We start from the raw sequence: 12477 nt of genomic DNA on the forward strand, positions 1-12477 counted from the left end.
TACTTGTAAAAGTGAGGTAATGCAGAAGTCATTCTGAGTTTTGTCTTTTTTTTATATAAATTTAGGATGCTTATTAAAACTATCCAACCAAAAAAAAGAAAAATGAAATATTTATTTGTACTATTATTTGCAGGTATAACTGCGGGTGCTCAAGTCCAGAAAGAGCAACTAAATCTTATGCCTTGGCCTCAGAGTGTGGTTGTTAATGAAGGTAATTTTGCTTTAACTAAAAATTTTAAAGTCAATATTACAGGAAATCCGAATCCAAGAATTTTTGGAGGAGTAACTCGCTTTTTGCGCCGTTTAGATGGTAGGGCAGGTATATTTTTTGAGCAAGGTTTTGTTACCAAATTAAACGAAGTTCCAAACGCAGAATTGCAAATCAATTGTACTAAAAGCGGTAAAATTGGTATATACGAAGACGAAAGTTATCATTTAGATATCACTTCAAACAAAATTACTTTAAATGCATCAAGCGATTTAGGTGCTTTGCATGGCTTAGAGACTTTATTGCAGTTGCTTCAAAACAATTCACATTCTTTTTATTTTCCAACGTCAAAAATCTCAGATTTTCCAAGATTTACTTGGAGAGGTTTAATGATTGATGTTTCAAGACATTTTCAACCAATTGATGTAATCAAAAGAAATATTGATGCATTGGCAGCTATGAAAATGAATGTTTTTCACTGGCACTTAGTTGATGACCAAGGTTGGAGAATTGAAATGAAAAAACATCCAAAGTTTATAGAATTAGCTTCGGATGGAATGTATTATACACAAGAGGAAATTAAAAATATCGTAAAATATGCTGATGAACGCGGTATTTTAATTGTTCCAGAAATAGATGTTCCAGGTCACGGATCAGCCATTTTAACGGCTTACCCAGAAATTGGCAGTAAAGCTATCACGCTGACAGGAGGAACGTCCGAAAAAAATATTCAAGGTACAGCAATCGCTACCTATGGAGTTGAGAGAAATGCTGGTATTTTTTCGCCAACATTAGATCCTTCAAACCCTAAAACATATCAGATTTTAAGTGAAGTTTTTGATGAGGTTTGTCCGCTGTTTCCGGGAGCTTATTTCCACATTGGAGGAGATGAAAATGAAGGAAAAGACTGGGATGCAAACCCTAAAATTCAAGAATTTAAAAAGAAACATAACTTAAAAACAAATCACGAATTACAAACCTATTTTACGATGCAATTGGCCCCAATGTTAAAGAAACATGGAAAACAATTGATGGGTTGGGAGGAGATTCTGACGAAAAATCTTTCGAAAGAAGCGATTGTACATTCCTGGAGAGGTCCAAATGAGGGAATGGCTGCTGGCCAGTCTTTAGTAGATGCTGTTAAAAAAGGATATAAAACCGTTTTATCAAATGGCTATTATATCGATTTAATGTACCCGATTGCAAGCCATTATTTGAATGATCCAATGCCAAAAGGAGCAAATTTAACTGCAGAAGAAAAAGCAAGAATTTTAGGTGGAGAAGCTACAATGTGGACAGAATTAGTGTCCCCACTTACAATAGATTCAAGACTTTGGCCAAGAACAGCTGCAATAGCAGAAAGACTTTGGTCTGCAGAAGATGTGGTAGATGTTGAAAATATGCGCAAGCGATTGGAAACAGTTTCTTTTAGATTAGAAGAATTAGGAATTACGCATCTTCGTAATAAAGACGTGATTTTAAGAAATATTGCAAACAATCAGGATATCAAGCCATTGGAAGAATTGCTAAAAGTAAGCGAACCATTAAAAGGCTATACCCGTAATAAAGGTGGAACAGAATATCAAATGTATTCTCCGTTGACACTTTTTGCAGACGCATGTGGTCCAGATGCAAAAGACGCTTTGGCATTTGATGCTGCAGTTGCTCAATATTTAGCGAATAAATCAGCAGATAATAAAGCAAAAGTGGCAGGTTTTTTAAACAAATGGATTGTTGTACACAAAGATCTGACGTCGCTAAGTGCAAATGCTCCTTTGGTGCAGCCACTATTGCCTTTGTCTAAAAAATTAAATGATGCATCGCAGGAATTATTATTGGTTTTGGATAATAAGTCAACTTTAAAATCTGATAATTTGAAAAAATTAATAGAAGATTGTAATACAAAAGACCACGCAGATGTAGAATTAGCTGTTTATACAAGCTTGAAAAAATTATTGTAATATAATTTGAATTAGTGTTTAGTAAAATGTTGCCTTTATTAATTTGAATTCTATATCTCTGCTAGAACGTTTTTGGCAGAGATATTTACAAAAGTGATTTTTCTGCTCTTCTATAGAAAGAGCAAAAAATATATTTTCAAGAGTTAATAACAAAAATCCTGAAAATTATGTGAAATAAAATGTTTGGTGGGTTAAAATTGAGTTTGGTTATTTATTTTTTAATCTAATTTTATTTCAAAAGAATGTGTCGAGTTTAGATAATTTGTTATTTGGTTTTTATCTAAGCAAGAACATTTATAGAGCCTGGCAATTCGTTGTCAGGCTTTTTTTATTTAAAAAAAAATCTATTTAGTAGGAAATATCGGTTTTAGAATTATTTTTACAGCAACTAATCAAACCCAAAATAATGAAAGCATTCTCAATTTTTAATTATGTATTCTCCATTATCGGAGCAGGTCTATTAGCAGGAGCTATTTATCTTTATGTAGACAAACAGGCATTTCTCGAAAAAGCAGAAACGACACAAGGAACAGTTATCGAAATGGTTTCTAAAAGATCGAAAGACTCTACTACTTATAGCCCTGTTGTTTCATTTACAACAAAAGCGGGTCAGGAAATTACCTACACATCATCTACTAGCAGTAATCCGCCAAGTTATGACGTAGGAGAAAATGTCGAAATTTTTTATGATCCCGCAAACCCGCATGATGCTGAGATTAATGGTTTTTTCTCGTTATGGTTAGGCGTTATAATTTTAGGTTTTATCGGAATCGTTTTCTTTTTAATTGGTTCTTTGGGCGTTTTATTTCGTTATCTTAAAAAGAAAAAAGTGCAAAATTTACTTGAAACAGGTAAGCCAATTGCTGCAAAATTTACACAAGTTCAGTTAAACACCAATCAGACATTAAACGGAAGAAATCCTTTTCAGATTTTGAGTCAATGGCAGGATCCGAAAACCGATGAACTATATGTTTTTAAAAGCGAAAGCATCTGGTTTGATCCTACAGAATTTGTAAAAACAGATACCGTAAGAGTTTTTATTGACCCTGAAAATCCTGCGAAATATACTATGGATACTTCTTTTTTACCCAAACTTAAAAACTAGAAATGCAGCTAATTTATTTAAGGAATGTTTTGCACTAAAATTTAAATAGAGAAAAATGAAAAATAGTATTTCTATCGTGAAATATATTTTCTGCATAATTGGATTATGGATTCTAATACAAGCCTTTTTTATTTATCAAGAAAAAAAGCCTTTTATAGATAAGGCAGATCTTGTAAAGGGTCTGGTGCTATCTAGCTCGAATTATAGCACTAAAGTGTCTTTTGTAACAAAAGAGGGGAAAACATACAAGCTTTTTTTAAATACCAGCAATAATCTAATAGAATATAACGAGGGAGAAAATGTAGAAGTTTTGTATGATCCTAAAAATCCATACAAGGCCAAGATAAATAGTTTTAGTACTTTATATCTCGGAGTCTCGATCTTAGGGATTGCAGGAAGTGTTTTCTTTCTGACAGGTTTTTCATTTTTTAGAGCTGATTATTTGAAACAAAAAGAGATACGATTTTTGAAGGAAAAAGGCAGACGTATTACAACTAGGTTTAGTCAAATAATGCTTAATGTAAATGTTACAGTAAACGGTAGTCATCCCTATCTTATATGCAGTAAATGGTCAGATTCAGAAACGAACAAAACTTATTTATTTGAAAGCGAAAATATTTGGCTAGATCCTAGAGAGTTTGAAATAATAGATGAAATTATGGTTTTGATTGATCCAAAAGATCCGAATAGATATTATATGGATATTTCATTCATAAAGGAATAAAAACTTTTAAGTACTTTTGAAATCAAATACAATGTTTCAGAATCCATGCATAAATTATTTATTTTAATTTTTTCTCTTTTTATCTTCTCAGTAAGCTCAGCCCAAAATAAATTTGGAAATCCCGAAGTTGATCCAATTCAAATTCAGAAAACGTACGAATCTTGGTCGCTTTATAATAAAAAAATCATGCTTTCAAGAGATTTTACGGCGTTGGATTCTTCTTCGAAAGAAATTACTAAAGAATCATTTCTAGATCAATTGGCAAACGGAAATTTTATTCCAATCCGATTAAAATCAGAAGGCTCGATTTATTATTATAAATTATTTAAAATTCAGCCCAAAACAGATAGCAGTATTAAAGCGACAATCAATCAAATAGGTTTTGACGCTTATAAAAACTACAAAATGGAAGGAACGGCTTTTCCTCTGTTTTCATTTAAAGATTTAAACGGAAATTTGGTTACAAATGAATCTATGAAAGGAAAAATCATAGTTATAAAATGCTGGTACATTCACTGCGCACCTTGCATTAGAGAATTTCCGCAAGTAAATAAATTGGTTGAAGAATATAAAGACCGAAAAGATATTATGTTTTTAAGTTTAGCAGAAGATTCAACCGAACAGTTAAACGCATTTTTAGCAAGAAAACCACTTTCGTATGCTGTAATTCCAGATATGAAAGATTATATGAATGAAGCTTTACAGTTAAATTCATTCCCAACTCATTTTATTTTAAATAAAGTAGGAATAATTGCTAAAGTCTTGCCTAATTTTGAAAGTTTAGAAGGGGCGCTGGCTAAGGAAAGTCAGTTGTAGTTTTTTAACCATATAAGTTCATGTAAGAGATTATAAGTGTTATTGCTAATTGTAGGAAATTATAAGTTTAGTTTAAATGAACTTATATCACTTATATGGTTTTATCACCTGTGCAAAGTTCTTTCTCTGCGCTTCTCTGAGAAATGCTTGTTCATATAAAACCTTAGCACCTTAGTATCTTTGCAACTTAGAACCTTTTTCACTACTTTTGCACCAAATTAATTAAAAAGACATTCATGTTAACAGTCAATAATTTATCAGTTCAGTTTGGTAAAAGAATTTTATTTGACGAAGTAAATACTACGTTTACTCACGGAAATATTTACGGCGTTATTGGAGCCAATGGTGCTGGAAAATCTACATTCCTAAAAATCATTTCAGGCGATATGGACCCAACTTCTGGGCACATTCATTTAGAGCCAGGAAAACGTATGTCGGTTTTAAACCAGAACCACAACATGTTCGACGAGCATACTGTTTTAGAAACCGTTTTAATGGGAAATAAAGTTCTGTACGCTGTTAAAAAAGAAATGGATGAACTTTATTTAGATTATAACGATGCAAATGCGGATAGAATAGGGGAGCTTCAAGTTCAGTTTGAAGAAATGAACGGATGGAATGCTGATTCTGATGCTGCATCAATGTTATCTAACTTAGGAATTTCAGAAGCAGACCATTATACTTTAATGGCAGATATGGAAGGAAAGATGAAAGTACGTGTGCTTTTGGCGCAAGCACTTTTCGGAAATCCTGATGTATTGATTATGGATGAGCCTACCAACGACTTGGATTTCGAGACAATCGCTTGGTTAGAAAACTTCTTGGCAAACTACGAAAATACTGTAATTGTGGTATCTCACGACCGTCACTTTTTAGATGCGGTTTGTACACATATTTCTGATATTGATTTCGGAAAAATCAATCACTATTCAGGAAACTATACGTTCTGGTACGAGTCTAGCCAATTAGCAGCAAAACAACGTGCACAACAAAACAAAAAAGCAGAAGAGAAGAAACAAGAATTGGAAGAGTTTATTCGTCGTTTTAGTGCAAACGTTGCGAAATCGAAACAAGCTACTTCTCGTAAAAAAATGATTTCGAAATTGAATATTTCTGAAATCAAACCTTCAAGCCGTCGTTATCCTGCGATTATTTTCGATCAGGATCGTGAAGCTGGAGATCAAATTTTGAATGTAGAAAACTTATCCGCTTCTGTAGATGGAGAAGTTTTGTTTAAAGATATTAACCTGAATATGGCAAAAGGCGATAAAATCGTTCTTTTCTCTAAAGATTCACGTGCAACAACTGCTTTCTACGAAATCTTAAACAACGAACAAAAAGCAGATTCTGGAAACTTCGATTGGGGAATTACAACAAACCAAGCGTATTTACCAGCTGAAAACCACGATTACTTTGAAAACGATTTGAGTTTAGTTGACTGGTTACGTCAGTACGCTAAAACAGAAGAAGAGCGTGATGAGGTATTCATTAGAGGTTTCTTAGGGAAAATGATTTTCTCTGGAGAAGAAGCTCTTAAAACGTCTAGAGTTTTATCAGGAGGAGAAAAAGTACGTTGTATGCTTTCTAGAATGATGATGGAGCGTGCCAACGTTTTAATGTTAGACGAACCAACAAATCACTTAGATTTGGAGTCTATTACAGCTTTCAACAACTCTTTGAAAAACTTTAAAGGTTCTGTGATCTTCACAACGCATGACCACGAGTTTGCACAAACTGTTGGTAACAGAATCGTAGAATTGACACCAAACGGAGTTATCGACCGTTACATGACATTTGACGAATATCTTGATGATGAAAAAATTCAAGAACAAAGAAAGAAGATGTACAATCTTTAATCTCAAAATAAATTACAATATGAAAATCCCAAATTCCAAATTAAACTTGGAGTTTGGGATTTTTTAATTTAAAAAATATAGCCACTACCCGAGCGATAGCGAATAGGCGAAGCAATTGCACCAATTTCCACGAATTAAATTTGTGCTAATTTGTGTAATTAGTGGCAATAAAAAAAATTCCCGTTATTCTCATAACGGGGATTTTTTATGTCTTATTTCCTGCCGAACATTTTGGCGAAAATCCAAATAATAATCGCAACAATAAAGATTACGATAAAAATTCCGAATCCCATTCCGGCTTTAAAAATGTCTCCTACTAGTTCACAGCTTGTAAATGAAAATAGTATTACGAATACCATTAACAATCTTAATATTTTATTTTGCATGATGTTGAGTTTTTAAATTCAATATTAAAATTACTTCAACAATCGTGGAAATGTGTTATAGAATTTTTTGGAAATGTTTTAGGATTTTGATTTGATGATTTTAAAGTAGTTATAAATTCTCCATATTTATTCAACTTTTCTGAGACTAGCTAACTCTAATGCAAGTCTTTTTATTCCTACGTCAAACTTTACATCGGCTTTCCGTCTTAAGATAGCCGTACCTGATTCTTCAATATTTAATATTTCACCAATTCCAAATCTAGGTTGGTATATCTTATCACCTATTTTGAGACGATTAATATCTGTTCTAGTTAATCGATCTCCTACACCATCTGGAAGTTTTTCAATTTCCTTTATTTCTCCTCCTCCATAATAATGTTGTGGACTAGCTACTAATTCACCGCTTTTGATATTGCCATTTCTATTTTCTAAATTTGAGATTTTCTTTTCTAAAACTAAAAGTGTATTTAATATCAATTCAGTATCTATTGATAAAGATTTATTATTTTCTTTAAGTTTTGCCGGGCTCAAACTTAATAATGAAACTAATGAATTTATTTCATTACCTTGGCTTTTATATGTATTTTGAATTAATTCAGCCAAATTTTCAACTTCACTTTCTACATTGTCAATTCTTAGATTTTCATCATATTCAAAATCCCTGAATCCTTGAATATCAAAAATTCGTTTAGTGGACTTGTCTTTGATCAACGTAACGGGTTTATTAAAAGCTTGACGAATACCTAGCTCATATAGAACATTAGGATTTTGTGAGCTCAAATCGCAAATTGCCATATCAGATTCGATTATTCTTTTGATTATGTCAATTGCAATGTAGTTTGTATTAATTATGTCATCAGCTCTCACAGGCTTAAAGCCTGCAATTTCACATGCTGGAACTATTAAGTGTTGATAAACTCTTTTGAAGTGTCCATCAGAATATTTATCATTATTACTTATTGGCATTATTATGAAACATTCCTTAATTTTTTCTGTCATCTTTTTAAAAATAATGTTAAATACTATTTACGATAAAATGTTTATTCTTTTAGTCTTTGATTAAATCTATATTCTAAAATTTTAGTTATAAATCAACAATAATTTTTTTGATAGTTTTTAGGGAAATTGTTTCTATTTTTTTTCTTAGCTTAATTGCTTGCTTAATTTCTAATTCTACCCATTTAGAATTGTATACGTTTTTACTTTCAATAATAATTAAGGTATCACATTTATTCAATTCTTCAAATACTCGTCTTTGTTTATCTAATGAATCATTATCTAACAAGTCTATATATACATCACCTTTAGATTTTAGGAAATTTGAATAATTAGCAAGAAGAGATGCTGTTATCTCTTTGTCAATTGTTGTATAACTTACAAAATATTTCATTACTCTATTATATAAAATCTTTCCAAAACAGTATCGATCCAATTATTGTAATAGTAAACATAAATAAATATAGAAGCATGGAATTATTAAATAAAGATCTCCAAATTCTACCTTTACTTGTTCTATTAGTTTCAATTATAATTTCTTTATTGTTACTTTCGTCTTTCTCGTTAATAACGGTATTTCTTTTTTTTATTTGATTAAAAAGAATATTCATTTTTTCGCGTAATTTATCTTGATAAAAATAGGTATAACTGTCTAAAAGCCAAAACAAAATAGTTAGTGTGAAAATGCTGATAAATAATGATTTATCAAGACTGTCTTGAGATAATTTAATAAGTGTTGGAATTGCGATTGCTATCAATGTGAAATACAATTTTTTTAATTCTGTACTAGTAGAAGCAAAGAAATTTGTTGCAGTATGAAGCTGATCGATTACTTTCCAATCAATTTCATCTTCGAGACTTTTTTCGTATATCATAATTTTTCTTATAAATTTGTTTTTGCACGCTAAAATATAGTTTTAATATTATTTAAATAGAAAAAGTAGGATTTTATTTTGTAAAATTCTTGATAAAAAAATGATTAGTTTAAACTCAAATGTGAATGAAATAATTCCGCTTTCAACACCCCAACAAATAAAATCAGATTCCGTATATTTGCGCAACCAAACATTACAATCACTTATGAGTCAAAAAGTATTACTTAATTCTAAAGAAGTTACTATCATACTCCATCGTTTGGCTTGTCAGTTAATCGAAAAACATCTTGATTTCTCTAATACTATTTTAGTCGGAATTCAGCCAAGAGGTGTTTATTTAGCGGAACGTTTAAAACAATTATTAGAAAGCGAATACAAAGTTCCTGAAATTTCTTTAGGATATCTGGATATCACTTTTTTTAGAGATGATTTCCGTCGTACTGATAAACCGCTTGAAGCCAATAAAACTCAAATCAATTTTATAGTCGAAGACAAAAAAGTCATTTTTATCGATGACGTTTTGTTTACAGGAAGAAGCATTCGTTCTGCCTTAACTGCCATTCAATCTTTTGGAAGACCTTCAGAAATTGAATTATTGGTTTTGATTGACAGACGTTTCAGCCGTCATTTGCCAATTCAACCCGATTATAGAGGCCGTCAGGTAGATGCTATTAATGGCGAAAAAGTTATAGTGAGCTGGAAAGAAAATGATGGTGAAGATGTGGTTCACTTAGTGACAAATTAAATTTGGTTAATCGTTTAATCGGTTAATTGTTTAATCGATTCATTTCGATTACTCAATTAAAAAAGTTGGAGCGTGAAATTGTTTATAGATTTAAAGTCCAAAAGAGGACGATTAAACGATTAAACAAATAAACGATTAAACAACAAAAAGCGATTAAACAATAAAAAACAATTAAACAATAAAGATGAAAGAATTAAGCGTAAATCATTTGTTAGGAATAAAATATATCAACGAGAATGATATTAACCTGATTTTTGAAACGGCAGATCATTTTAAAGAAGTCATTAACCGACCGATTAAAAAAGTTCCTTCATTACGAGATATTACCATTGCCAATATTTTCTTTGAAAACAGTACCAGAACCAAACTCTCTTTCGAATTAGCGCAGAAACGTTTATCTGCAGATGTCATCAGTTTTTCTGCAGCTCAGTCTTCGGTTAAAAAAGGAGAAACTTTGATTGATACTGTAAACAATATCCTTTCGATGAAAGTAGATATGGTTGTAATGCGCCACTCCAATCCCGGAGCGGCTTATTTTTTATCTAAAAATGTCAAAGCCAGTATCGTAAACGCCGGAGACGGAGCACACGAACACCCAACTCAGGCTTTGTTAGACAGTTATTCTATAAGAGAAAAACTGGGAGATGTTGCCGGAAAAAAAGTAGTTATTGTAGGCGATATTCTGCATTCGCGTGTAGCGCTTTCAAACATATATGCTTTGCAGATGCAAGGCGCAGAAGTAAAAGTTTGCGGACCAAAAACATTGATTCCGAGATATATCGAATCGCTTGGTGTAACGGTTGAACCGAATTTGCGAAAAGCATTAGAATGGAGCGATGTTGCCAATATGCTTAGAGTTCAAAACGAGCGTATGGATGTGAATTTCTTTCCATCTACACGTGAGTATGCACAACAATACGGAGTAGACAAACCGCTTTTGGATTCACTTGGAAAAGAAATCGTAATCATGCACCCAGGACCAATTAATAGAGGAGTAGAGATTACTTCTGAAGTGGCAGATTCTGATCATTCTGTAATCTTAAATCAGGTGGAAAATGGTGTTGCAATTAGAATGGCGGTTATTTATTTGCTGGCTTCTAAAATACAGTAGATTTTAGTATTCAGTCGCAGTGACAGTTTTCAGTGCAAATAACTTTTACGTTTGTCAGGCTGAGCGAAGTCGAAGCCCACGCTTGCAAATTACATTTCGATTTTAAAAAGCACTTCGACTTCGCTCAGTGTGACACTCGTTAAAAAACTGAAAACTGAAAACAGAGACTGAAAACTCTAAAAAAAAACTTCGTACCTTAGCTCTTAGAAAATCAATTTTTATATAAGCCCCACCAATTAAAAAATGAAAGTAGATCAAAAAGGACATACCGTTACTATTAAAGATACACAAGGAGATGTAAATGCTTTCTTGGAAAAAGTAACGCAACAGTTTAAAACCTTTGAAAAACAAAATATTATCATCGATTTGTCAGCGGATAAAGCGATTACAGAAAAAGATTTGAAAGCTTTTTTACCGCTTTCTAAGCAGCATAAAAAAGCAAAAAAATCGTTTGTAATTGTCGCTACAGATCTTGATTTTAATGCCATTTCGGATAAATTGGCAGTTGTACCTTCTCTTTTAGAAGCGCACGATATTATCGAAATGGAAGAAATCGAAAGAGACTTAGGATTTTAGATTTCAGATTTTAGACTTTAGATTTTAGATTATACCTGAATCTAAAATGGTTTCTCAATTCTAAAATATTTTCCTCAATCTAAAATCTAAAATCAACAATCTAAAATGAAGCTTACTATACTTGGCTGTTATGCAGCAACTCCCAGAACACTTACTAATCCGACTTCGCAGGTTTTAGATATTAAAAACAGATTGTTTTTAATTGACTGTGGTGAAGGAACTCAGGTGCAGCTCCGAAAGAATAAAATTAAATTCTCAAAAATTAATCACATCTTTATTTCCCATCTTCATGGAGATCATTTGTTTGGGTTAATTGGGACTATCTCTACATTTTCTCTTTTAGGAAGAACAACCGATTTACATATTTATGGTCCAAAAGGAATTAAAGAATTAATTTTGCTTCAATTGAAATTGACGGAATCTTGGACGACTTATTCTTTATTTTTTCACGAATTAGAATCAAAAGAAAGTGAAGTTATTTTTGAAGATAAAAAAGTAATTGTAAAAACAATTCCATTAAAACATAGGGTTTATACCAATGGTTATCATTTTCAGGAAAAACCAGATGAAAGAAAGCTGAATGTAGAAGCAGTTCAGCAGTATGATGTTCATGTTGCTTATTATCAGAAAATAAAAAATGGAGGCGATATTACGTTGGATGATGGATCTGTAGTTGAAAACGAAAAATTGACTTTTGATCCGCCGCCCACAAAAAGTTATGCTTTTTGCTCGGATACCGTTTATAATGAAGAGATAATTCCAATCATTGAAAATACGGATATTTTATACCACGAATCTACCTTTTTAGAATCGGAAGCAAGATTAGCAGAAAAAACTTTGCATTCTACAGCAAAAGAAGCTGCCAGAATCGCTTTAAAGGCAAATGTAAAACAATTGATACTTGGGCATTACTCTACACGATATGATGGTTTAGAACGTTTTAAAGCAGAAGCAGAAGAGGTTTTTCCGAATGTTCTCTTGGGAGATGATGGAGTTTCTTTTGAATTTTAATCTAAGGTTCTGAAGTGCTAAGATTCTAAGTTTTGGAACTTTAATATACTGATGTCACCTTGAGCGAAGTCGAAGGGCTATTGTAGAGAGGCGTCTTGAATATAAGG

At 32.1% G+C, this 12477-nt stretch carries 13 protein-coding genes; 9 read left to right on the forward strand and 4 right to left on the reverse strand.

Annotation, left to right across the window (positions count from 1 at the left end; genetic code table 11):
- The first annotated feature begins 102 nt into the window (after positions 1-102).
- From LL966_RS03360 to LL966_RS03380, 5 genes are all read left to right on the forward strand, one after another.
- A complete protein-coding gene (locus LL966_RS03360; RefSeq protein ID WP_229350184.1) occupies positions 103-2169 on the forward strand; it encodes a beta-N-acetylhexosaminidase in 2067 nt (688 codons plus the stop codon).
- 406 nt (positions 2170-2575) lie between these two features.
- Positions 2576-3274 carry a DUF3592 domain-containing protein gene (locus tag LL966_RS03365; RefSeq protein WP_229350186.1) on the forward strand — a complete coding sequence of 233 codons (699 nt, stop codon included), beginning with the start codon at positions 2576-2578 and terminating at the stop codon, positions 3272-3274.
- A 55-nt stretch (positions 3275-3329) separates the two neighbouring features.
- Positions 3330-3998, forward strand: coding sequence for a DUF3592 domain-containing protein (locus tag LL966_RS03370; protein WP_229350188.1), 669 nt, complete (start codon positions 3330-3332; stop codon positions 3996-3998).
- Positions 3999-4043: 45 nt separating this feature from the next.
- Positions 4044-4814: a TlpA family protein disulfide reductase gene (locus LL966_RS03375; protein WP_229350190.1), complete on the forward strand. Its 771-nt coding sequence runs from the start codon at positions 4044-4046 to the stop codon at positions 4812-4814.
- Positions 4815-5050: 236 nt separating this feature from the next.
- Entirely contained in the window at positions 5051-6670 is a 1620-nt protein-coding gene (locus LL966_RS03380; RefSeq protein ID WP_229350192.1) for an ABC-F family ATP-binding cassette domain-containing protein, read from the forward strand.
- Between the two features lie 212 nt (positions 6671-6882).
- On the opposite strand, the gene LL966_RS03385 is transcribed toward LL966_RS03380, so the two are convergent.
- The 4 genes from LL966_RS03385 to LL966_RS03400 form a co-directional block, all read right to left on the reverse strand.
- Complete coding sequence (locus LL966_RS03385; protein ID WP_166669280.1) at positions 6883-7056, reverse strand: hypothetical protein; 174 nt, start codon at positions 7054-7056, stop codon at positions 6883-6885.
- A gap of 126 nt (positions 7057-7182) precedes the next feature.
- Positions 7183-8055 (reverse strand): hypothetical protein, encoded by an 873-nt coding sequence (locus LL966_RS03390; protein WP_229350194.1) that lies wholly within the window; start codon positions 8053-8055, stop codon positions 7183-7185.
- 85 nt (positions 8056-8140) lie between these two features.
- Positions 8141-8446 (reverse strand): TIR domain-containing protein, encoded by a 306-nt coding sequence (locus LL966_RS03395; protein ID WP_229350196.1) that lies wholly within the window; start codon positions 8444-8446, stop codon positions 8141-8143.
- Positions 8447-8453: 7 nt separating this feature from the next.
- Entirely contained in the window at positions 8454-8927 is a 474-nt protein-coding gene (locus tag LL966_RS03400) for a hypothetical protein (protein WP_229350198.1), read from the reverse strand.
- Between the two features lie 205 nt (positions 8928-9132).
- Between LL966_RS03400 and pyrR the strand changes: the two genes are divergently transcribed.
- From pyrR to LL966_RS03420, 4 genes are all read left to right on the forward strand, one after another.
- Positions 9133-9672 carry a bifunctional pyr operon transcriptional regulator/uracil phosphoribosyltransferase PyrR gene (gene pyrR, locus LL966_RS03405; protein ID WP_229350200.1) on the forward strand — a complete coding sequence of 180 codons (540 nt, stop codon included), beginning with the start codon at positions 9133-9135 and terminating at the stop codon, positions 9670-9672.
- 184 nt (positions 9673-9856) lie between these two features.
- A complete protein-coding gene (locus tag LL966_RS03410; protein ID WP_229350202.1) occupies positions 9857-10783 on the forward strand; it encodes an aspartate carbamoyltransferase catalytic subunit in 927 nt (308 codons plus the stop codon).
- A gap of 243 nt (positions 10784-11026) precedes the next feature.
- Positions 11027-11359 carry a ribonuclease Z gene (locus LL966_RS03415; protein WP_229350204.1) on the forward strand — a complete coding sequence of 111 codons (333 nt, stop codon included), beginning with the start codon at positions 11027-11029 and terminating at the stop codon, positions 11357-11359.
- A 105-nt stretch (positions 11360-11464) separates the two neighbouring features.
- Positions 11465-12370: a ribonuclease Z gene (locus LL966_RS03420; protein ID WP_229350206.1), complete on the forward strand. Its 906-nt coding sequence runs from the start codon at positions 11465-11467 to the stop codon at positions 12368-12370.
- The last annotated feature ends 107 nt before the right edge of the window (positions 12371-12477 follow it).

The sequence above is a fragment of the Flavobacterium chungbukense genome (assembly GCF_020805785.1).
Taxonomy (GTDB): Bacteria; Bacteroidota; Bacteroidia; order Flavobacteriales; family Flavobacteriaceae; genus Flavobacterium; species Flavobacterium chungbukense.

What these genes read in the sequence shown, in the direction of transcription:
- LL966_RS03400 (WP_229350198.1), bottom strand. Translation starts at nt 8,927, where the DNA reads ATGATATACGAAAAAAGTCTCGAAGATGAAATTGATTGGAAAGTAATC.
- pyrR (WP_229350200.1), top strand. Translation starts at nt 9,133, where the DNA reads ATGAGTCAAAAAGTATTACTTAATTCTAAAGAAGTTACTATCATACTC.
- LL966_RS03420 (WP_229350206.1), top strand. Translation starts at nt 11,465, where the DNA reads ATGAAGCTTACTATACTTGGCTGTTATGCAGCAACTCCCAGAACACTT.
- LL966_RS03415 (WP_229350204.1), top strand. Translation starts at nt 11,027, where the DNA reads ATGAAAGTAGATCAAAAAGGACATACCGTTACTATTAAAGATACACAA.
- LL966_RS03365 (WP_229350186.1), top strand. Translation starts at nt 2,576, where the DNA reads ATGAAAGCATTCTCAATTTTTAATTATGTATTCTCCATTATCGGAGCA.
- LL966_RS03410 (WP_229350202.1), top strand. Translation starts at nt 9,857, where the DNA reads ATGAAAGAATTAAGCGTAAATCATTTGTTAGGAATAAAATATATCAAC.
- LL966_RS03370 (WP_229350188.1), top strand. Translation starts at nt 3,330, where the DNA reads ATGAAAAATAGTATTTCTATCGTGAAATATATTTTCTGCATAATTGGA.
- LL966_RS03390 (WP_229350194.1), bottom strand. Translation starts at nt 8,055, where the DNA reads ATGACAGAAAAAATTAAGGAATGTTTCATAATAATGCCAATAAGTAAT.
- LL966_RS03380 (WP_229350192.1), top strand. Translation starts at nt 5,051, where the DNA reads ATGTTAACAGTCAATAATTTATCAGTTCAGTTTGGTAAAAGAATTTTA.
- LL966_RS03385 (WP_166669280.1), bottom strand. Translation starts at nt 7,056, where the DNA reads ATGCAAAATAAAATATTAAGATTGTTAATGGTATTCGTAATACTATTT.
- LL966_RS03375 (WP_229350190.1), top strand. Translation starts at nt 4,044, where the DNA reads ATGCATAAATTATTTATTTTAATTTTTTCTCTTTTTATCTTCTCAGTA.
- LL966_RS03360 (WP_229350184.1), top strand. Translation starts at nt 103, where the DNA reads ATGAAATATTTATTTGTACTATTATTTGCAGGTATAACTGCGGGTGCT.
- LL966_RS03395 (WP_229350196.1), bottom strand. Translation starts at nt 8,446, where the DNA reads ATGAAATATTTTGTAAGTTATACAACAATTGACAAAGAGATAACAGCA.